Genomic DNA, 19,309 nt, shown 5'->3' with positions numbered 1-19,309 from the left:
TCAGCTACCGGAAAACACTTTGGGCGTGCTAGCCCGGTGAAACCCGTTGAAGGGCTTGATGGCGTCGCGCGTCTGGGCCTTCTCATCGGCCACACGCATGGGCCAGCCCATGCGCACCTGGGGCCGCGCGCCGTCGATGCGCAACGTGCTGCCGCTGATGAAGGCGGCTGCCGGGCTCAGCAAAAACACAATGCCGGCGGCCGTCTCGGCCTCGGTACCAAAGCGGCCCAGCGGCACGGTCTTGGCCATCTCGCGCAGCATGGGGCCCATCTCGGGCGGATAGTGGTCCATGCCGCTAGAGGCGATGTAGCCCGGGGCCACCGCATTCACGCGCACCCCACGGCCCGCCCATTCGGTGGCCGCGGTCTCGGTGAAGCTGACCATGCCCGCACGCGCCGCACCGCTGTGGCCCATTCCGGGCATGGAGCCCCACATGTCGGCCACGATGTTGACGATGGCCCCGCCATGCTTGGTCATGCTCTGGCTGAAACACTCGCGCGCCATCAAAAAGCCGCCGGTCAGGTTGGTGTTGATCACCGCCTCCCAGCCCTTGGCGCTGATCGCCTCCAGCGGGGTCATGTACTGGCCCCCTGCGTTGTTCACCAAGCCATCGATCTGGCCATGCTGCGCCACGATGGCGGCCACGGTCTGCTGCACCGCCTCTTCCTGGCGGATGTCACACACATGTTGGCTGGTCTTGCCACCGTCTTCAGCAATCTCAGCCGCCACCTTTTGAAGCTTTTCAGGTTTGCGGCCAATCAGCGCCACGGTGGCGCCCAGGGCCGCCAACTCATGCGCCACACAGCGGCCAATGCCCGAGCCGCCGCCTGTCACCACCACCACCTTGCCCGCGAACAAACCGGGCGCAAACACGGAACCGTAAGACATCAGGACTCCTTTAAAAACAAGGCCATGGCCGCGTCACCCAGCTCTTCGACGGACGCACCCTTCTTGGCATCAAACCACTGCACAGACCAGTTCAGCGCCCCCAGCATCAAGAGGCGCGCGAGCTTGACCGGCGCTTTGAGTTCGCCCCGGGCGTGCAGGGCTTCCAGCACAGGCATCCACAGGGCTTCGTAGTCGGCGATCAGCTGGGCCAGTAGCTTGCGCTGGCGGCTGTTGAGCGAGCGCCATTCGTACAACATGACCGGCACAAAGTCGTTGCCTGGCCCCAGCAGCACGGCAAAGTGCGCATGCACTAGCGCGGCCAGTTGCGCCGCCGGTGGCAGCTCGGCATAACCGGGCTGGCTGAAGGCCGCGTGCTGGTTGGCCAGCGCGTTGTGCATGCCCTCTTCCATCACGGCGAACAGCAGCGCATCCTTGCTTTTGAAGTGGTAGAACGGCGACCCGCTCTGCATGCCGGCGGCAGCGGCAATGTCACGCGTGGTGGTGGCCGCAAAGCCCTTTCGGCGAAACAGCTGGGCCGCGGCCTTGAGCAGTTCGTGGCGGCGATTGCCGTCATCGCGCTCGTCCACCGTCTTGCGTGGGCGGCCACGCGGGCGCTTGGGAACATCGATATCGTTGACAACAAGGTCGGGGGGCGTCATGCCCTCGACCTTACCAAGAGGTTATATTTTTAGCAAGCATTTGCTCGGCAAAAATAGCCCGCGTCACACCTTGCTGAAATCGGGCTTGCGCTTTTCCATGAAGGCGGAGAACGCTTCTTTGGCAGCGGGCGCCTGTAACAGGCGGCCGAAGCTCAGGGCCTCTTCGTCAATGCGTTCCAGCACCTGGGTCATCTGGCCCTTCTTGAGCAGACGCTTGGTCTCCACCAGCGAGGTCAGGGGTTTGGCGGCCAGCTTGCGCGCTTGCGCCTGGGCAATGCCATTGGCCTCGGTGGGCGGCACTATGCGGTTGGCCAGGCCCACTTCGAGCGCGGCCTCGGCCATAAAGGGTTCACCCATCAGCAGCGCTTCGGCAGCACGGTGGTAGCCCATCATCTGCGGCACCAGCAGGCTGGAAGCCGCCTCGGGGCACAGGCCCAGGTTCACAAAGGGCATGGAGAAAGCCGCGTTGTCACCGGCGTACACCAGGTCGCAGTGGAACAGCATGGTGGTGCCAATGCCCACCGCCGGGCCACACACGGCCGCCACGATGGGCTTGGGAAAGGCCGCCAGTGCGCGCAGAAAGCGGAACACGCGGGCGTCGTTGGACTTGGGCCCAGCGCTCAAAAAATCACCAATGTCATTGCCCGCGCTGAACACGGTCACATCGCCCTGGAACACCACCACGCGCACGGCCGCGTCGTCGCGCGCGGCTTCCAGCGCATCGGCGCAAGTGGCGTACATGGCCTGGGTGAAGGAGTTTTTCTTTTCCACCCGGTTCAGGGTGATGGTGGTGATGCCGTCGGCGGTGTCGATCAGGATGTCTTGCATGGTCGGTCTCTGTGGAAAGGAATACGCGATTGGATCACTGTTTGTAGTAAACGATCTGGTGCGTGGTCACCAGCAGCACACCGGCTTGGTTCCACAGCTGGCTGCTCTGGTCAAAAAAGCCGTTGCGAAACGCCTGCGCCCGCGCCTGACCCAGCAGGTAGCCGCTGCCGGTCTGCGCCAACTGCTCGGCGCTGGCATGGAAGTACACGGTCATGGACACCGTGCCCACCGGCACATGGGTGGAGCGGCGGATGAACACGCGCGGAAAAAAAATGTCGGAAATCGACGCCAGCGAGGCGAAGTCCAGTGGGCGGGGCGGTTGGTCGCGCACCCAGAGCTGCGACAGGCTGCTGTCACCGCTGCCATCCCACACCTCAGGCAGGCCGCCGGTAATGGGGCGTGACTCAAAGCGCCGCACAAACTCCATGGGCGCACGCACGGCGGGCAGCGGCACGTCTTCGGGCTCCGGGCAGGCGGGCATGGGCTCTTCGTCCAGGCTCCAGGTCTCGCGCCGCACGGCGGTCACGGCCGTGGCCGTGAGTACAGCCTGGCCATCCTGCTGCAGTTCGATCACCCAATGCTGGGTGGAGCGGTTGGTGCGCACCGCGCGTGCCTGCACCACGAAGTGGCCGTCGGCCACCGCCGCACAAAAGTTCACGGTGAGCGAAACCGGGTCGCCCAGGCGGTCCGGGTGGCGCAGCACGGCGCTCAAGGCCTGGGCTGCGGTAATGCCGCCGAACGGGCCCACCATGTTGGCGTAAGCCGGGTGGGTGTGGCCCAACCAGCTGCCGTCGGACTGGCGCTGCAGCGCCACGGCTTCGTCAAACGGGTGGATGTTCATACCGGTGTGGGAGTTGATGGGGTGGTGGCAAAGCCGCTGAGCCACTGTTCCAGACGCGGCCACAGCAGCGACTGGTGTTCGGCGCGGAACGGGCCAAAGTGGCCCAGGCGGCGCACGGACAGATCGGACGGCGCAATGCTGTGTACCTCGCGCGGCGCGTTGGCATACAAATCAATCAGGCTGTGGGTGCCGCGCAGGGTCATGAGCTCGTCGTCGGTGATGGACAACGCCACCACCGGAAAACTCACCTGGGCATAACTCTGCTGCGCAGCAGCGCCTTCGGCGCCCACGCTGTAACGCGGGTTCAGGCACCACTTGCGCCACTGCAAGATCACGCCCTTGGGCAGGTCACCCACTTTGCGCAAGCGCTTGCCGGGGAAGTAGCCAAACAGTTGGGTGGCCAGCGGCACCAGAAGGAACCAGAAGTACGGAACGATGCGCTTGAGCTGGGGCGCGTTCTCACGCCAGTAGCCACTGCCCGCGGCCACGCTGAGCAAGCCACTCACCTGGTGCGCGTTGCGCAGCAAGCCCGGCAGTTGCGCGCCCAGGCTATGGCCCAGCAGGTACAAGGGCAGCGTGGGCACGGCGGCCTTGGCGTGGGCGATGACGGCTTCGTAGTCGCGCGCCCAGTCATGCAGGTCGGCCTGAAAACCCTTGAGCCCGCCGGGCGGGAGCGAATCGCCCATGCCCCGGTAATCAAAGCTGGTGACTTGCCAGCCCTGGGCCGCCAGCCACTGGGCGAAGGGCGAGTAATAGTCTTGCCGCACGCCCATGGCACCACCAATGACCACGCTGCCGCGCAGCGTGCCCTCGGCCGCATAGGTGCGCAGGGACAGCGGGGTGCCATCGGCTGCCAACAGGGTTTGCGTTACAGAAGAAGTCGTGGCCATCGTGGTCTCCTGAAAGATTAAAAAAGGCCACCCGCGGTGGCCTTGTGGAGCAGCGTGTCAGACGCGTTCAAAAATCCCGGCAGCCCCTTGCCCGGTGCCCACGCACATCGTGACCATGCCGTACTTCAGGTTGTGGCGGTGCAGTGCGTGGATGACGGTCGCCGCACGGATGGCACCGGTGGCGCCCAGTGGGTGGCCCAGCGCAATGGCGCCGCCCATGGGGTTGACCTTGGACGCGTCCAGGCCCAGCGTGTTGATGACCGCAAGCGATTGAGCCGCGAAGGCTTCATTCAACTCGAACCAATCGATGTCCTGATGCTTCAAGCCAGCGTAGCGCAGTGCAGCGGGAATGGCTTCGATGGGGCCGATGCCCATGATCTCGGGTGGCACGCCGCGTGCGGCGAAGCTCACAAAGCGCGCCAGCGGCGTCAAGCCAAATTGCTTGACGGCCTTTTCGCTGGCCAGGATCAGTGCGCCGGCGCCATCGCTGGTCTGCGAGCTGTTGCCGGCAGTGACGCTACCGCGCGCGGCGAACACGGGCTTGAGCTTGGCCAGGCCTTCGAGCGAGGTGTCGGGGCGGGGGCCCTCGTCCAGGCTCACGGTGCGGGTCTTGGTGGAGACCTCGCCCGTGGCCAGGTTGGGCGTGCGCTCGATCACGTCGATGGGCGTGATCTCGTTGGAGAATTCACCGGCCTGCTGGGCCTTGATGGCGCGCAGGTGGGATTCGAGTGCGAACGCGTCCTGCATCTCGCGGCTGACCTTCCACTGCTGCGCCACCTTCTCGGCGGTCAGGCCCATGCCGTAGGCGATGCCGACGTTCTCGTCGCGCGCAAAGACTTCCGGGTTGAAGGAGGGCTTGTTGCCGCCCATGGGCACCATGCTCATGGACTCGGCGCCGCCAGCGATCAGCACATCGGCTTCGCCCACGCGGATGCGGTCGGCCGCCATCTGGATGGCGGAGATGCCGGAAGCGCAAAAGCGGTTGACGGTAATGCCGCCCACGGGGTGGTCAAAGGCCAGGCCCACGGCCACGCGGGCCATGTTCATGCCCTGCTCGCCTTCGGGGAAGGAGCAGCCAATGATGGCGTCTTCAATCGCCTTGGGGTCCAGCGTGGGGACCTGCAGCATGGCGCTGCGCAGAGCGGCGACCAGCAGTTCGTCGGGGCGGGTGTTGCGGAAGTAGCCGCGGCCGGAGCGCCCGATGGGCGTGCGCGTGGCGGCAACGATGTAGGCGTCTTGGACTTGTTTCATAAAAACTCCTGGTAGTCAGTTGGGGACAGAGCTTGCGGCTACGCCGCTGCGGTCTGTCCCGCAATGTCTTTTGGTTTCGGGGTGGGTATCCACGCCCAGATGAATTCACACTGGATGGGCTGTTCGCCCGATTCGTCGCTGACATGCACGGGCACGCTGACTTCGCCCTTGTCGCTTTGCTGCATCTGCAGGCGCTGCGCGTCGGACAGCGTGGCCACGGCGCGCAAGGCACCCTGGGCACGGCGTTTGAAGTCGATGCGCATGGTCTTGGCCAGCGGCAGGCAGTCATCACGCACGTTCATGCCCACCACCATGCCGGTGGCCGTTTCGGCCAGCAGCGCCATGGCAGCGGCATGCACACCCTGGATGTGGTTCTGCACGCGGCGCACATTGGCCACGGCAATCTCCACACGCTCGGGCGCCATGCGCGCAAAGTCCAGCCCGGCCGTGCCCGTGAAAGGCACAGCGCGGCCCATGACCTTGTTGCGTGCCCAGGGGCGCAGCAACGCAGGTACGCGGTCCAGCTTGGCGACCGAACGGGCAAGGCGGTTGGGCTGGGCCATCTTAGTTGCGCACCGGCTTGCCGGTGGACATCATGCCCATGATGCGTTCTTGCGTCTTGGGGTGGGTCAGCAGGCCGCAGAAGGCCTTGCGTTCCATGGCCATGAGGTATTCCTCGGTCACCAGGGTGCCCGCGTCGACCTGGCCGCCGCACACCACTTCGGCAATCAGTAGGCCGATATGGAAATCGTGCGCGCTGATGAAGCCGCCGTCACGCATGTTGACAAGTTGCGCACGGATGGTGGCGATGCCACTGCGGCCCGCCACGGGGAAGCTGCGCTTGTGCGGCGCGCGGTAGCCGCCGGTGAACAGGGCCTTGGCTTCGTTGATGGCGACGAACAACAGCTCGTCCTTGTGGGGCACCACGATGTCGCTGTCCAGCAGGTAGCCCAGCTTGCGGCTTTCCAGCGCGCTGGTGCCGACCTTGGCCATGGCCGCGGCGGTGAAGCCTTCCGTGAGGAAAGGCAGCACATCTTTAGAGGTGCTGAGTGCCATGTTTTCCGCCGCTCGGCGGGCGATGTAGGTCAGGCCGCCAGCGCCAGGCACCAGGCCCACCCCCACTTCGACCAGTCCGATATAGCTTTCCATGGCCGCCACGCGCTTGCTGGAGTACACGGCCAGCTCGCAGCCACCGCCCAGTGCCAAGCCACGAATGGCGGAGATCACCGGCACGTTGGAGTAGCGCAGCTTGAGCATGGCGTTTTGCAGCTCGGCCTCTGCACCTTCAATGGCCTTGGCACCGCCCATGATGAAGGCGGGCATCATGCCTTGCAGATCGGCACCGGCGGAGAACATCTCGTCGGGCGACCAGATCACCAGGCCTTTGTAATCCTTCTCGGCCAGCTCTTGCGCCTGCAGCAGGCCTTCGATGACACCGCCACCAATGGCGTGCATCTTGGTCTTGATGCTGGCGATCAGTACCTCGTCATCCAGCGTCCAGAGGCGGATGGATTCATCTTCGAACACGGTCTTGCCCGCAGTCTCGGCCTTGGGTGCGTTGGCCCCCAGCACGCTCTCGGGGAAGTGCTGGCGTTCGTACACGGGCAGCTCGCGCACAGGCGCAAACGTACCCGCCGTTGGGTTCCACGAACCTGCGGCTGTGTGCACGCCACCAGCATCGGCCACAGGGCCTTTGAACACCCAGTCAGGCAGCGGTGCTTTGCACAGCGCCTTGCCAGCATCGATGTCTTCCTGGATCATCTTGGCCACGTCGAGCCAGCCGGCTTCTTGCCACAGCTCGAACGGGCCCTGCTTCATGCCAAAACCCCAGCGCATGCAGAAGTCCACATCGCGGGCGTTGTCGGCAATGGACGCCAGATGCACGGCCGCGTAGTGGAAGCTGTTGCGCAGAATGGCCCAGAGGAATTGGCCTTGCTTGCCTTCGGCATTGCGCAACAGTTTCAGGCGCTCGGGGGCGGGCTTTTTGAGCATGCGGCCATAGACTTCGTCGGCCTTTTCGCCACCGGGCACGTACTCTTTGCTCTCACCGTCAAAACGCAGCACATCGCGGCCCACCTTTTTGAAGAAACCAGCCTTGGTCTTTTGGCCCAGGTTACCCATCTCCAGCAGCGTCTTCAGCACCGCGGGGGTGGCAAAGCTTTCGTAGAACGGGTCGGTCTCGATGCTCAGCGTGTCTTGCAACGTCTTGATCACGTGGCCCATGGTGTCCAGGCCCACCACATCCGCCGTGCGGAAGGTGCCGCTGGACGCACGGCCCAGCTTCTTGCCAGTCAGGTCATCGACCACGTCGTAGGTCAGACCGAAGTTTTCCACTTCCTTCATGGTGGCCAGCATGCCGGCGATGCCGACGCGGTTGGCGATGAAGTTCGGGGAGTCTTTGGCACGCACCACGCCCTTGCCCAGGTTGCTGGTGACAAAGCCTTCCAGCGCATCCAGGTACGACGCCTGGGTGGTGGGGGTGTTGATCAACTCCACCAACGCCATGTAGCGTGGGGGGTTGAAGAAGTGGATGCCGCAGAAACGGGGCTTGATCTCTTCGGGCAGCGCCTCGGACAGCTTGGTGATCGACAGGCCGGAGGTGTTGGACGCCACAATCGTGTTGGGGCCAATGAACGGGGCGATCTTCTTGTAGAGATCCAGCTTCCAATCCATGCGCTCGGCAATAGCCTCGATGATCAGGTCGCAGTCACGCAGTTGTTCCAGATGCTCTTCGTAGTTGGCCTGTCCAATCAGCGCGGCATCGTCAGCCACACCCAGCGGTGCGGGCTTGAGTTTCTTGAGGTTCTCGATGGCGCGGGTGACGATGCCGTTCTTGGGACCTTCCTTGGCAGGCAGGTCAAACAGCACCACAGGCACTTTGACATTGACGAGGTGGGCCGCGATTTGCGCACCCATCACGCCTGCGCCGAGCACGGCGACTTTTTTCACTTGAAAGCGGGACATAGAAATTCCTGAAAGGGGTTACTGGACGCGAATCCAGGTTTGGGTGCGGTAGAAGAAGGCGATGTAGCCGCGCATCTCGATCTTCTTGCCGCCTTCGATGGGCGTCATCGTCATGCGGTAGACCTTGCCGGTGGAGGGTTCCACAATCGTGCCGCCCTCCCACAGGTCTTTGCCTTCTGCCTTCTTCAAGCCGCGGATCAGCTCCAGACCGATGATGGGCTGGTCTTTGCGGTCATCTTTGCACTCGTTGCACGTGTCATCCGGCTTGGCCTTCGGGTTCAGGTCACGCTCGATCTTGCCGGAAATCACGCCATTGTTTTCGACGATGCGGATCTCGGACTTGGCCGTTCCGTCCTTGTCGTCAATCGTTCTCCACAAACCCACGGGGGTCATCTGGGCCATGGCCGATAAAGCGCTCAGTCCCAGAGCTGCCACCACGATTGTTCGAATCATTGTTGTCTCCTTGGTTTGCGGGCGGGGTGTTGCGAAGCGGATGCGGCTCAGGCGAACACAGCGTCGGTATCCATCAACACCTTGGAGCCGGCGCGCGCGGTGCGCATCAGCGTTGCGGTCTCGGGAAACAGTTTGGCGAAGTAGAAGCGCGCGGTTTGCAGCTTGGCCACGTAGAAGGGATCGGTGTTGCCAGCGGCGATTTCACGCAACGCTACTTGCGCCATGCGGGCGAAGAAATAGCCGAACACCAGGTGACCTGCCACACGCAGGTAGTCCACCGCAGCAGCGCCCACTTCGTCGGGGTTCTGGAAGCCCTTGAAACCGATTTCGGTGGTGAACTTGGTCATCTGCTCGCCCAGCACGGCGATGGGGGTGATGAACTCGGCCATCTTTTCGTTGACGCCCTCTTCTTCCACCAGCTTGCCGATCAGCTTGCCGAATTTCTTCAGCGTGGCGCCGTTGTTGCCCAGGATCTTGCGGCCCAGCAGGTCCAGCGACTGGATGGTGTTGGTGCCTTCGTAGATCATGTTGATGCGGTTGTCGCGCACAAACTGCTCCATGCCCCATTCCTTGATGAAGCCGTGGCCGCCGAACACCTGCATGCAGGCATTGGTGGAGATATGGCCGTTGTCCGTCAGGAAGGCCTTGGCGATGGGGGTCAGCATGGCCAGCAGTTCGCCGGAATCCTTGCGCACTTTCTCGTCGGGGTGGCCGTGCTCTTTCTCGAGCAGCATGCCGCAATAGGCTTGCAGCATGCGGCCGCCTTCGGCGTAGGCCTTGGCAGTCAGCAGCATCTTGCGCACGTCGGGGTGCACGATGATCGGATCGGCCGGCTTGTCCTTGGCTTTGGGTCCGGTCAAGGAGCGCATCTGGATGCGGTCTTTGGCGTAAGCCAGCGCGTTCTGGAAGGCCACTTCGGTCAGACCCAGGGACTGGTTGCCCACGCCCAGGCGGGCGGAGTTCATCATCACGAACATGCCTTGCATGCCCTTGTTGGGCTGGCCGATCATGGTGCCGATGGCGTCTTCCATGACGATCTGGGCGGTCGCGTTGGACTTGATGCCCATCTTATGTTCCAGGCCGCCGCAGTAGATACCGTTGCGCGAACCCAAGGACCCGTCCTTGTTCACATTGAACTTGGGCACCACAAACAGGCTGACACCCTTGATGCCGGGAGGCGCATCGGGCAGGCGGGCCAGCACCAAATGGATGATGTTGTCGGCCATGTCGTGTTCACCGGCGCTGATGAAGATCTTGTTGCCGGTGATCTTGTAGGTGCCGTCGGCTTGCGGTTCGGCCTTGGTGCGCATGAGACCCAGGTCCGTACCGCAATGGGGTTCGGTCAGGCACATGGTGCCGGTCCACTCACCGCTGGTCATCTTGTGCAGGTAGGTCTGCTGTTGCTCGGGCGTGCCGTAGGTGTGCAGTGCGTGGTAGGCGCCGTGTGTCAGGCCGGGGTACATGGTCCAGGCCTGGTTGGCGCTGTTGAGCATTTCGTAGAACATGCCGTTGACCACCAGGGGCAGGCCCTGGCCGCCAAACTCGGGGTCGCAACCCAGCGCCGCCCAGCCGCCTTCGATGTAGGTCTTGTAGGCTTCCTTGAAGCCCTTGGGGGTGGTGACCGCGTGGGTCTTGGTGTCCAGCGTGCAGCCTTCTGCGTCGCCCGAAATGTTCAACGGGAAAATGACTTCAGAGGCGAACTTGCCGCCCTCTTCGAGCACCGCATTGATGGTGTCGGCGTCCATGTCCGCATGCTTGGGGATCTGCTTCAGGTCGTCCACGACTTTGAGCACTTCGTGCATCACAAATTGCATGTCGCGCAGCGGGGGGGTGTAAGTTGGCATGGTGCGTTCTCCTGGGGTAACTGAAAGAAAGGGTGGGGTTAAACAGCGGGCGCGCCGTAGCGCGCGAGGATGTTGGCGAAGCCTTGGTTGGCGCGCTCAATGGAACCGGGGTTTTTCAGAAAACGGGCTTCGTAGTGCAGGGCCAAAATCAGGCCGTGGATCTCGAAGGCCATCTGGTGCTCGTCGGCGTTGGCGTGCAGGTGGCCGCATTGCTTGGCCAGCACCACGGCGCGGTACAAGGCACTGAGCCAGGTTTGCACCGAGGTAGCCAGCGCGTCGCGCACGGGGCCGGGCCGGTCGTCAAACTCGACCGCACCGCTGATGAAGATGCAGCCCGACTGGATTTCCACGGCCACGCGCTTCATCCAGTTGTGGAACAGGGCCTCTACCCGGGGCAGACCGCGTTCGGCATGCAGCGCGGGGTAGAACACTTCCTGCTCGAAGCGGCCAAAGTATTCGCGGATGACGGAAATCTGCAGTTCTTCACGCGAACCGAAGTGGGCGAACACGCCCGACTTGCTCATCTGCGTGACCTCGGCGAGCACACCGATGCTCAGGCCCTCCAGGCCGATTTGCGTGGACAGGCCCAGGGCCGCCTCGACGATGGCGGCTTTGGTTTGCTGCCCTTTTTGCATGGCACGTTTGGAGGGCGCACGCTTGGCTGGCGCGTCAGAGGCGCTGCGGGGCTTGCTGGAAACCGACACGGGAGACATGGATAAGCAGACCACAAAATAGAACGATCGTGCTATTTTGCAGCATTTCTACCATCGCCTCCCAGAACCCCCGTGTTCTAGAGGGCTTCTCCTAGCAAGACTACGGGTTTACCCCAGCATGACCTGCAGCGCGGGCTCCAGGTGCTCGGAGGGCAGGCGCTTGAAACCTGAGCGCGTATAGCGCTGCAGGCGACCCGCCACAAAGGCAGTGACGGCGGCGGCGCGCACCTGCGCGTCCACCGTGGGGGTGGCCGAGGCCTGGGCGGTGGCGCTATCGCGCAGGCACTGTTTGAGCGCGGCCTCTACCTTGTCAAACAACTGGTTCATGCGCTGTTGCAGGCGTTCGTTTTCCAGCACCAGCGCATCACCCACCATGACGCGGGCCATGCCGGGGTTCTTTTCGGCAAATTGCACCAGCATGGTGGCAATGCGCGCAGCCTGGCGTGCGCCAGGGTTGCCAGCATCCGAGGCCAGCGGTTCGCGCTCCACAATCTGGGTGATCAGTGAGAACACGGTGCTTTCAATGAAATCAATGAGCCCTTCGAACATCTGCGCCTTGCTGGCGAAGTGGCGGTACAGCGCTGCTTCGCTCACTTCCAGCCGCGCAGCCAGCGCAGCGGTGGTGATACGTTCGCCACCGGGTTGCTCCAGCATGGTGGCCAGGGTTTGCAAAATTTGCACCCGGCGTTCGCCCGGTTTGGGGCGTTTGCGGCCCGCGCTCTGGTGCTCGGAATCGGCAGCGTCGGCAGAGGGGGCGAATGCGTCGGGCATGGTGGGTCAGGGGGTTGGGTCGAATGATTCTCGCACAGGGCAAGCACGCCATGCGGCTAGGCTGGCAAGCTCAGCCAGACCCGCAAACCGCGCCCCCCGGCCCCACTGCCCAGCTGCAGTGGGCTGCGGTGCACGCGGGCAATTTCGTCGGCAATCGCCAGGCCCAGGCCATTGCCCTCCACGGCGGTGCCGGGCACGCGGTAGAAGCGCTCCAGCACGCGGCGCAGCTCGGCCGGCGGAATACCGGGACCGTCGTCCTCCACCTCCAGAAAGGGCCGGGGCGTGGCACCGGGCACCAGCGCGCGCAGGCCGCAGCGCAGCGTAACGCGGCCACCCTGCGGCGTGTACTTCAAGGCGTTGTCCACCAGGTTCACCAGCAGTTCACGCAGCAGCCATTCTTGGCCTGTGACGTGGGCAGGAGCCACGTCCAGCCCGAAGTCAATGTCCTTGCGCGTGGCGGCTTCGAGCTGGGCTTCCAGCACCACCTCGCACAGTTGCTTCAGGTCCACGCGCTGCATGGGCTGGCCCTGGGCACTGCGCGAGTCTGCGCGCGACAGGGCCAACAACTGGTTCGCCAGTTGCGAGGTGCGGCGTGCAGCCTGGCGCAGACGCAGCACCTGGTCCGCTCCTAAAGTGATAGTGGCTGGTGCAGTGTGGACGGGGGCTAACGGGCCATTCTTTACATTTTTTCCGCCGCTGACGGCTTGCGCCCAGGCTTCTACCTGCGCCTGCAGCCCGGCCAGCGGCGTGCGCAACTGGTGGGCCGCATCGGCCACAAAGCGGGCCTGGCTTTCGGCCTGGGCGTTGACCAGGCCGAACAGGCGGTTCAGCGACAGAACCAGGGGCCGCACCTCGTCGGGCGAGGCATCGGGGTCCAGGGCCGAGAGGTCGCGCGGGGAGCGGCGCTCCACCGCGTCCTTGAGCTCCAGCAGCGGCCGCAGCGCGGTGCGCACCGCCCAGTTGACGGCGAAGAAGCCGGCCACGGCCAGCACCAGGTTGGGCAGCAGTACCTTCAGCGCAAGCAGGCGCAGCCACTGCTGGCGCGGGTCAGAGCCATCCGCCAAGCGCACCACCAGCTCCCCGGCCACGGTTTGCACGCGCTGGCTGACGATGCGGTAGGTGATGCCCTGGTACTCCTCGCTGGAGAACTCAGGCTCTTTGGTGGTGGGGGGCAGGCCGGTAAGCCAGTCGTCGCCCACCTTCACGCGGCCGTCCAGGCCCACCACAGCAAACGCTGCCAAGCCTGGGCGGGTGCTCAGAAACTCGTCCACGGGGGGTGCGGTTAGCAGCACTGGCGGCGCCGACTCGGTCTCGCCACGTGCGACCACCGAGTCGGCCAGCAGCGGCACGAGGTTGAGCAACTGCCGGTCCTGTTGCAGCGCAGCGCCGTCGGCCGAGCGGAAATCAAACCAGGTGTTGAGGGCGGCCAGCAGCAGTAGGGGTAGCAGCAGCAAGAGCAGCAGGCGCCGCTGCAAGCCGGAGGACATGCCGCTGGTCATCACAGGCTCAGGTGGCCAGCAGTTCCAGGCGATAGCCAAAGCCGCGGATGGAGCGCAGCGCAATGCCATGCGGCTCCAGCTTGCCGCGCAGGCGCGAGATATAGACCTCCACTGCGTTGGGCGTGATTTCCTTGTCCCAGCCGGTGAGGGCCTGCAGCAGCTTGTCCTTGTTGGCGGGCTTGGGGGACTGCAGCAGCAGGTACTCCATCACGGTCCATTCGCGCGGGCCCAGCTCGATGGGCTGGGCCACGCCACCCGCCCCGCGGATGCAGGCCTGGCGCTGGGCCGTGTCCAGCTCCAGTGGTCCAAAGCTCAGTGTGGCGGAGGTGGCGGCCTGCGAGCGGCGCAGCAGCGCGCGCAGGCGGGCCAGCAACTCGGGCAGTTCAAAGGGCTTGACCATATAGTCGTCAGCCCCCATGTCCAGGCCCTGTACACGGTCTTGCAGCGCGTCGCGTGCAGTGAGAATCAGCACCGGCATGCTGTGGCCGTTCTTGCGCAACGCCTGCGTGAGGGCCAGGCCGTTCATCAGCGGCAGGCCGATGTCAACTACGGCCACATCAAACGTTTCGGCCTGGGTGACTTCCAGTGCGCGCTCGGCGCTGCCCACCCAGTCCACCGCATAGCCAGCGTCCGACAGGCCCAGCTTGATACCGCTGGCCACCATCACATCGTCTTCCACCAGCAGCAGTCTCATAGCGATTCAGGCCTCTAGCCTCCGTAGATATTGCGCAAGCAGCTATACATTCAATAGCATGCTAGTGGGAACGGATCATGGTACCAAAGGCTTGGTCAGTCAGGATCTCCAGCAACAGCACGTGCGGCACGCGGCCATCGATGATGTGCACTGAGTTCACGCCACTCTTGGCCGCGTCGAGCGCGCCAGCGATCTTGGGCAGCATGCCGCCGCTGATGGTGCCGTCGGCAAACAGCTCGTCAATGCGCTTGGCGGTCAGGTCGGTCATCAACGCTCCCGACTTGTCGAGGACGCCGCTGATATTGGTAAGCATCATGAGCTTCTCGGCCTGCAGCACGGTAGCCAGCTTCGCCGCCACCACGTCGGCGTTGATGTTGTAGCTCTCGTTGTGCTCGCCAAAGCCGATCGGGCTGATGACGGGGATGAAGGCATCGTCCTGCAATGCCTTGACCACGCTGGGGTCCACACTGACGATGTCGCCGACCTGGCCCACATCGTGTTCCTTGCTGGGGTCGCTGTTGTCCAGCATCTTGAGCTTGCGCGCGCGGATCATGGCGCCATCGCGCCCGGTCAGGCCCACGGCCTTGCCGCCGGCCTGGTTGATCAGCCCCACGATGTCCTGCTGTACCTCTCCACCCAGCACCCACTCCACCACTTCCATCGTGGGGCCGTCAGTCACGCGCATGCCCTGGATGAACTGGCCCTGCATGCCCAGGCGCTTGAGCGCGTTCTCGATCTGCGGCCCGCCGCCATGCACCACCACGGGGTTGATGCCCACCAGCTTCAGCAGCACCACGTCTTCGGCAAAGGCCTTTTGCAAGGCCGGGTCAGTCATGGCGTTGCCGCCGTACTTGATGACCATGGTCTTGCCATGGAACTTGCGGATATAGGGCAAGGCTTGGGCCAGGATCTGCGCCTTGTCAAAAGGGGCAATGGGAGACGGTGCGCTGGTGTCAGACATGGTCAGTATCCGTAGTCAATAGGGGGACGAAGTGCAAATTGTGCCGCATGGCCGGGGGCAATTCCTTGCGGCATCCCTACGGCAAGGCTAGGCGGGCTGGTAGCCCTGCACGTGCTGAGACATAAAGGCCTTGATGGCGGTGGCGTCATTGGCATTTGCCGCTTTCTCCAGCACCTGCAACTCTTGCTGCAGCACGGCCCAGGGCATGAAGGGCTCGTGCGCTTTCATGATGCGCGGGTGAGCAGTCGGTTGCGGGTCGTCACCGATCAGCAGTTCTTCATACAACTTCTCTCCCACGCGCAGGCCAGTGACCGCGATCTCAATATCGCCCGTGGGATGCGCCGCATCGCGCACCGACAGGCCCGAGAGCTGCACCATACGCCGCGCCAAGTCTATGATCTTGACCGGCTCGCCCATGTCCAGCACAAACACATCGCCGCCCTGCCCCATGGCTCCGGCCTGCAGCACCAGCTGTGCGGCCTCGGGAATCGTCATGAAATAGCGGGTAACTTCTTCGTGGGTCACCGTCAACGGACCACCCGCAGCGAGCTGCTTGCGGAACAAGGGCACCACGCTGCCGCTGGACCCCAGCACATTGCCGAAGCGGACCATCGAAAAGCAGGTGCCTGAATGCTCTTGCGCCAGTGCCTGCAGCACCAGCTCCGCCACGCGCTTGGTGGCACCCATGACGTTGGTAGGGCGGACAGCCTTATCGGTGCTGATCAGCACAAAACGCCTGGCGCCACTGGCCGCCGCGGCCTGTGCCATGTTCAGCGTACCAAACACGTTGTTGCGTACACCTTCGTCCGGGTTGCCTTCCACCATGGGCACATGCTTGTACGCCGCTGCGTGGTACACCGTGGCTGGACAGTAGGCCTCGCACAGGACGCGCAGGCGCTCCGGGTTGCTCACACTGCCCAGCAAAGGCAACAGCTCCACCGACAGCTTGTCCGCTACACAGATGGCTTGCAACTCCTGGTGGATCCCATAGAGGCCAAACTCGTTGTGGTCCAGCAGCAGCAGCAGACGCGGCTGTTGTTGCACGATCTGGCGCGTAAGCTCGGCACCGATACTGCCACCGGCACCCGACACCAGAACCACCTGTCCAGCCAGGTCGCGCGCCAGCAAGGCATGGTTGGGCGGCACCGGATCGCGGCCCAGCAAGTCCTCAATGTCCAGTTCGTGAATGTCCTGCACCGTCACCTTGCCGCTGGCCAGGTCAGCCATGCTGGGCAGGGTGCGCACATGCACCGGCTGGCCTTGCAGGGACTGGATGATCTGGTTGCGCCGCTCGCGTGTGGCATTCGGCATGGCGAGAAGAACATCCGTAATGGACTGGGACTGCACCAATGCAAATAGCTTTGATGCGGCAAAGACTGGTACACCATTGATACTTCGCCCGTCTTTGCTCGCGTCATCATCAATGAACCCGACAAGCTGGTATTGCCGAGACACGCCAAGTGCTGCCGCAGTCTGCGCTCCAGCCGTACCTGCACCGAATATCAGCAAGCGCCCAGCAGCAGGCGTACCCGATGTATGCAGCCCAGCCAACCAAAATCGGGCAAACGCACGACTAGCGCCGACAAGCAGCAAGAAAACAATGGGTTGCAGCAATCCTAAGCTACGTGGCACGCCAGGCCACTGCTGCCACAGCAAAATGGCACAGAACAGCAAGGCATAAAGTCCGATTGCCTTGCCAGTAGCCACCAAAGCGGCCTGGCCCGTGTACCGGAAGATTGCCCGGTACAATCCGAATCGCACAAAAATAGGGAGCGCCAAGACGGGCGTAACTCCATAGACCCACCATTGCGCTGCGACTGGGTAGTACGTATTGTCAAGCCTAAGCGCATATGCAATCCAAGTGGCGAGAAGCGCCAGCATGACATCCAGCGCCATTACCGCCAAGCGCTTGACCACACGAGGCCAAGCCAGAATCCTGCTATGCATTAATTGCGAAGGATTCCTTGGGCTGTCCCTGAGCGATCAAGGCCGACAACCATTTGGGCGTAAGACCGCGCCCAGACCAAGTTTCGCCATTCGGTCCACGATACTTGGCCGCGACAACCCCACGCCTTTTCTCCACGAGGCCGGAAGAAGCTCTGGTTTGCTTTGCAGGTTTATTTGCTTTACCTTTCTTCCGGATTTGAGGCTGTTGTAAATCCTTGACTGTGATACCAAAGGCATGCATTTGAGCCAAAATTTCCTTCACAGTCTTGTCAAATTCACGCGCCTTGACCTCATTGGCCTGCTTCTGCAATTTTTCAATTTGGACTTGAATATCAATGAGATTATTCATCTTCGCTCCAGAACAGTGTTTTCATCAATGGGATATACCATCTCGCCACAGAACCTTCAGGGCCGTCAGCAGAATGATTCTAATGTCAAAAAGTATGGATTTACGCTGCAAGTACTCATAATCCAATGCCACTTTTTGAGGAATTGGCAACTCATCTCGCCCATTGACTTGGGCCCAACCTGTCAACCCCGGGTTGATTCGATTCACTCCACATTTGGTGCGCGCTGCGATCAAATCATGCTGATTGAACAATGCAGGCCGCGGCCCCACAAAACTCATATCACCTTTCATAATGCTCCACAACTGAGGCAACTCATCCAAGCTGCTCTTCCTTAAGAACCCCCCAATCGGCGTGAGGTATCTGTCGGGATTACTCAAAAGATGTGTGGCAACGGCTGGGGTATCGACATGCATGCTGCGGAACTTTGCCATCCAAAAAACTGAGTTATTCTTCCCTATGCGACTGGACCAATACAAAACAGGACCCTGGGAAGTAAGTTTCACGGCCCAGGCTATGAGCAGCATAGGGAAAATGAGCACCATCGATGCAAGCACCGAGAGAAGGAGGTCGAGGATCCGCTTTGACATGGATACGCTCCGCTAGTTAAAAGGCGCTTCTAGACGCTCGTATTCAGCAATAACCAACGCGTTAACCGTGCGAGCATCAAAATCCCGCAACACTCTTACCCTCGCCTGCTGACCCAGCTTGTCGCGCAGCACATGCTCCTCCAGTAAATAAACCAGCGAGTCCCGCAGTGCCTCCACATCTTTGGGCGGAATCAACAGTCCCGTCTCACCGGCAACAATAGCATCACGGACACCCACAATATCTGTTCCAATCGCTGGAAGTCCCATTGCCGCGGCCTCCAGAATTACCGAGCCAAAACCCTCTCGATAACTTGGAAGACACAACACATCGGAGACAGCAAGATACTTCTCAGGTTCGCTAGAATAGCCTATGCAGTGAATAGACGTATTGGTCTGCATGGCGAGCAACGTATCTGCAGGCAATGGATCACGCTCTGGCTCCTGAGGACCAACAAGCAATAACTGATAGTCAAAACCCATGGCCTTCAGATCGACAAATGCAGCAACCAACTCAGCAATGCCTTTGTCACGCGTCAATCGTCCAACAAATACAATGACTTTTGATTGGTGGGGCAGTCGCAGTTCCCGCCGAATATCAGTCCGCCGTTCTGTAAATTTCTGAGGGCTGAATCGATGAACATCAATCCCGGCTAACGATCCGGAACCAAGTGTTCTTGTCTTTGAGCGATTAACGACGCCTTCATCAATCAAAAACTCCATTTGGGAATAACTGTCCGCGTAGTTAGTGGTACTCAAATAGGCGGTGAATTTGTCAGCCGCTTTCACGAGATGACGCCTTATACCCCTTAGCTCCACCCAAGGTTGCCCTGTAAAGGTATGCATGCGCATCGGAACACGGACCAACCAAGCAGCAAGCATGCTTAGCAAACCGCCCTTTGGAGTTGTTGAATGCACCACATCAAATTGTTCTTTTTGGAAGTACCGAATCAAGCGAAAGAGCGCAACCAAATCGCGCCCCGCTGAAATGGCACGGGGAATATCCATCAGCACAATGGATACCCCCGGTATTTGACCGAGTGCCTGCACTTCAGGCCCGTCCGAGCAAACCAGAGTCATATGGTGCCCCGCTGCACATGTGTCGGCAATCTGTACACGCAAATGGTGATACAGCATGAAAGGGACCGTGGCAGTGCGACATATCTTCATGA

At 62.0% G+C, this 19,309-nt stretch carries 19 protein-coding genes; all 19 read right to left on the bottom strand.

What is annotated here, in order from left to right; translation table 11 throughout:
* The 19 genes from AC097R_RS04725 to AC097R_RS04635 all read right to left on the bottom strand — a co-directional run bounded on the left by AC097R_RS04725 (nucleotide 1) and on the right by AC097R_RS04635 (nucleotide 19,274).
* Nucleotides 1-888 carry an SDR family oxidoreductase gene (locus AC097R_RS04725; RefSeq protein WP_479596458.1) on the bottom strand — a complete coding sequence of 296 codons (888 nt, stop codon included), beginning with the start codon at nucleotides 886-888 and terminating at the stop codon, nucleotides 1-3.
* Complete coding sequence (locus tag AC097R_RS04720; RefSeq protein WP_479596457.1) at nucleotides 888-1,547, bottom strand: TetR/AcrR family transcriptional regulator; 660 nt, start codon at nucleotides 1,545-1,547, stop codon at nucleotides 888-890. The genes AC097R_RS04725 and AC097R_RS04720 overlap by 1 nt, the downstream gene beginning before the upstream one ends.
* Nucleotides 1,548-1,610: 63 nt before the next feature.
* Complete coding sequence (locus AC097R_RS04715) at nucleotides 1,611-2,375, bottom strand: enoyl-CoA hydratase (protein ID WP_479596456.1); 765 nt, start codon at nucleotides 2,373-2,375, stop codon at nucleotides 1,611-1,613.
* Nucleotides 2,376-2,409: 34 nt separating this feature from the next.
* A complete protein-coding gene (locus AC097R_RS04710; RefSeq protein ID WP_479596455.1) occupies nucleotides 2,410-3,216 on the bottom strand; it encodes an acyl-CoA thioesterase in 807 nt (268 codons plus the stop codon).
* Nucleotides 3,213-4,106 carry an alpha/beta hydrolase family protein gene (locus AC097R_RS04705; RefSeq protein ID WP_479596454.1) on the bottom strand — a complete coding sequence of 298 codons (894 nt, stop codon included), beginning with the start codon at nucleotides 4,104-4,106 and terminating at the stop codon, nucleotides 3,213-3,215. The genes AC097R_RS04710 and AC097R_RS04705 overlap by 4 nt, the downstream gene beginning before the upstream one ends.
* 57 nt (nucleotides 4,107-4,163) lie before the next feature.
* Complete coding sequence (locus AC097R_RS04700) at nucleotides 4,164-5,357, bottom strand: acetyl-CoA C-acyltransferase (RefSeq protein ID WP_479596453.1); 1,194 nt, start codon at nucleotides 5,355-5,357, stop codon at nucleotides 4,164-4,166.
* Between the two features lie 38 nt (nucleotides 5,358-5,395).
* Nucleotides 5,396-5,920: a DUF4442 domain-containing protein gene (locus AC097R_RS04695; RefSeq protein WP_479596452.1), complete on the bottom strand. Its 525-nt coding sequence runs from the start codon at nucleotides 5,918-5,920 to the stop codon at nucleotides 5,396-5,398.
* A 1-nt stretch (nucleotide 5,921) separates the two neighbouring features.
* Complete coding sequence (locus AC097R_RS04690; protein ID WP_479596451.1) at nucleotides 5,922-8,321, bottom strand: 3-hydroxyacyl-CoA dehydrogenase/enoyl-CoA hydratase family protein; 2,400 nt, start codon at nucleotides 8,319-8,321, stop codon at nucleotides 5,922-5,924.
* An 18-nt stretch (nucleotides 8,322-8,339) separates the two neighbouring features.
* Complete coding sequence (locus tag AC097R_RS04685) at nucleotides 8,340-8,774, bottom strand: DUF2147 domain-containing protein (RefSeq protein WP_479596450.1); 435 nt, start codon at nucleotides 8,772-8,774, stop codon at nucleotides 8,340-8,342.
* Between the two features lie 47 nt (nucleotides 8,775-8,821).
* A complete protein-coding gene (locus AC097R_RS04680) occupies nucleotides 8,822-10,618 on the bottom strand; it encodes an acyl-CoA dehydrogenase C-terminal domain-containing protein (RefSeq protein ID WP_479596449.1) in 1,797 nt (598 codons plus the stop codon).
* A 38-nt stretch (nucleotides 10,619-10,656) separates the two neighbouring features.
* Nucleotides 10,657-11,331, bottom strand: a complete 675-nt coding sequence (locus AC097R_RS04675) for a TetR/AcrR family transcriptional regulator (protein WP_479596448.1) — start codon at nucleotides 11,329-11,331, stop codon at nucleotides 10,657-10,659.
* A 108-nt stretch (nucleotides 11,332-11,439) separates the two neighbouring features.
* The gene (gene slmA, locus AC097R_RS04670; RefSeq protein WP_479596447.1) at nucleotides 11,440-12,102 is read right to left on the bottom strand and encodes a nucleoid occlusion factor SlmA; all 663 of its coding nucleotides are present in this window, start codon (nucleotides 12,100-12,102) and stop codon (nucleotides 11,440-11,442) included.
* A 56-nt stretch (nucleotides 12,103-12,158) separates the two neighbouring features.
* Complete coding sequence (locus AC097R_RS04665) at nucleotides 12,159-13,589, bottom strand: ATP-binding protein (protein WP_479598092.1); 1,431 nt, start codon at nucleotides 13,587-13,589, stop codon at nucleotides 12,159-12,161.
* Nucleotides 13,590-13,608: 19 nt separating this feature from the next.
* The gene (locus tag AC097R_RS04660) at nucleotides 13,609-14,295 is read right to left on the bottom strand and encodes a response regulator (protein ID WP_479596446.1); all 687 of its coding nucleotides are present in this window, start codon (nucleotides 14,293-14,295) and stop codon (nucleotides 13,609-13,611) included.
* 61 nt (nucleotides 14,296-14,356) lie between these two features.
* Nucleotides 14,357-15,256 carry an acetylglutamate kinase gene (argB, locus tag AC097R_RS04655; RefSeq protein ID WP_479596445.1) on the bottom strand — a complete coding sequence of 300 codons (900 nt, stop codon included), beginning with the start codon at nucleotides 15,254-15,256 and terminating at the stop codon, nucleotides 14,357-14,359.
* A gap of 87 nt (nucleotides 15,257-15,343) precedes the next feature.
* Nucleotides 15,344-17,203 carry a polysaccharide biosynthesis protein gene (locus AC097R_RS04650; RefSeq protein ID WP_479596444.1) on the bottom strand — a complete coding sequence of 620 codons (1,860 nt, stop codon included), beginning with the start codon at nucleotides 17,201-17,203 and terminating at the stop codon, nucleotides 15,344-15,346.
* Nucleotides 17,196-17,552, bottom strand: coding sequence for an H-NS histone family protein (locus AC097R_RS04645; RefSeq protein WP_479596443.1), 357 nt, complete (start codon nucleotides 17,550-17,552; stop codon nucleotides 17,196-17,198). The genes AC097R_RS04650 and AC097R_RS04645 overlap by 8 nt, the downstream gene beginning before the upstream one ends.
* Nucleotides 17,553-17,576: 24 nt before the next feature.
* Nucleotides 17,577-18,140 carry a sugar transferase gene (locus AC097R_RS04640; RefSeq protein WP_479596442.1) on the bottom strand — a complete coding sequence of 188 codons (564 nt, stop codon included), beginning with the start codon at nucleotides 18,138-18,140 and terminating at the stop codon, nucleotides 17,577-17,579.
* Nucleotides 18,141-18,152: 12 nt separating this feature from the next.
* Nucleotides 18,153-19,274 (bottom strand): glycosyltransferase family 4 protein, encoded by a 1,122-nt coding sequence (locus AC097R_RS04635; RefSeq protein ID WP_479596441.1) that lies wholly within the window; start codon nucleotides 19,272-19,274, stop codon nucleotides 18,153-18,155.
* Between the last annotated feature and the right edge of the window lie 35 nt (nucleotides 19,275-19,309).

This window comes from Rhodoferax sp. ZS1R25 (genome assembly GCF_056521335.1).
The sequence above is the reverse complement of the archived record's forward strand: the minus strand, read 5'-3'. Positions and strand labels throughout refer to the sequence as shown.

What these genes read in the sequence shown, in the direction of transcription:
- AC097R_RS04725 (WP_479596458.1), bottom strand. Translation starts at nt 888, where the DNA reads ATGTCTTACGGTTCCGTGTTTGCGCCCGGTTTGTTCGCGGGCAAGGTG.
- AC097R_RS04720 (WP_479596457.1), bottom strand. Translation starts at nt 1,547, where the DNA reads ATGACGCCCCCCGACCTTGTTGTCAACGATATCGATGTTCCCAAGCGC.
- AC097R_RS04715 (WP_479596456.1), bottom strand. Translation starts at nt 2,375, where the DNA reads ATGCAAGACATCCTGATCGACACCGCCGACGGCATCACCACCATCACC.
- AC097R_RS04710 (WP_479596455.1), bottom strand. Translation starts at nt 3,216, where the DNA reads ATGAACATCCACCCGTTTGACGAAGCCGTGGCGCTGCAGCGCCAGTCC.
- AC097R_RS04705 (WP_479596454.1), bottom strand. Translation starts at nt 4,106, where the DNA reads ATGGCCACGACTTCTTCTGTAACGCAAACCCTGTTGGCAGCCGATGGC.
- AC097R_RS04700 (WP_479596453.1), bottom strand. Translation starts at nt 5,357, where the DNA reads ATGAAACAAGTCCAAGACGCCTACATCGTTGCCGCCACGCGCACGCCC.
- AC097R_RS04695 (WP_479596452.1), bottom strand. Translation starts at nt 5,920, where the DNA reads ATGGCCCAGCCCAACCGCCTTGCCCGTTCGGTCGCCAAGCTGGACCGC.
- AC097R_RS04690 (WP_479596451.1), bottom strand. Translation starts at nt 8,321, where the DNA reads ATGTCCCGCTTTCAAGTGAAAAAAGTCGCCGTGCTCGGCGCAGGCGTG.
- AC097R_RS04685 (WP_479596450.1), bottom strand. Translation starts at nt 8,774, where the DNA reads ATGATTCGAACAATCGTGGTGGCAGCTCTGGGACTGAGCGCTTTATCG.
- AC097R_RS04680 (WP_479596449.1), bottom strand. Translation starts at nt 10,618, where the DNA reads ATGCCAACTTACACCCCCCCGCTGCGCGACATGCAATTTGTGATGCAC.
- AC097R_RS04675 (WP_479596448.1), bottom strand. Translation starts at nt 11,331, where the DNA reads ATGTCTCCCGTGTCGGTTTCCAGCAAGCCCCGCAGCGCCTCTGACGCG.
- slmA (WP_479596447.1), bottom strand. Translation starts at nt 12,102, where the DNA reads ATGCCCGACGCATTCGCCCCCTCTGCCGACGCTGCCGATTCCGAGCAC.
- AC097R_RS04665 (WP_479598092.1), bottom strand. Translation starts at nt 13,589, where the DNA reads ATGTCCTCCGGCTTGCAGCGGCGCCTGCTGCTCTTGCTGCTGCTACCC.
- AC097R_RS04660 (WP_479596446.1), bottom strand. Translation starts at nt 14,295, where the DNA reads ATGAGACTGCTGCTGGTGGAAGACGATGTGATGGTGGCCAGCGGTATC.
- argB (WP_479596445.1), bottom strand. Translation starts at nt 15,256, where the DNA reads ATGTCTGACACCAGCGCACCGTCTCCCATTGCCCCTTTTGACAAGGCG.
- AC097R_RS04650 (WP_479596444.1), bottom strand. Translation starts at nt 17,203, where the DNA reads ATGCATAGCAGGATTCTGGCTTGGCCTCGTGTGGTCAAGCGCTTGGCG.
- AC097R_RS04645 (WP_479596443.1), bottom strand. Translation starts at nt 17,552, where the DNA reads ATGAATAATCTCATTGATATTCAAGTCCAAATTGAAAAATTGCAGAAG.
- AC097R_RS04640 (WP_479596442.1), bottom strand. Translation starts at nt 18,140, where the DNA reads ATGTCAAAGCGGATCCTCGACCTCCTTCTCTCGGTGCTTGCATCGATG.
- AC097R_RS04635 (WP_479596441.1), bottom strand. Translation starts at nt 19,274, where the DNA reads ATGCTGTATCACCATTTGCGTGTACAGATTGCCGACACATGTGCAGCG.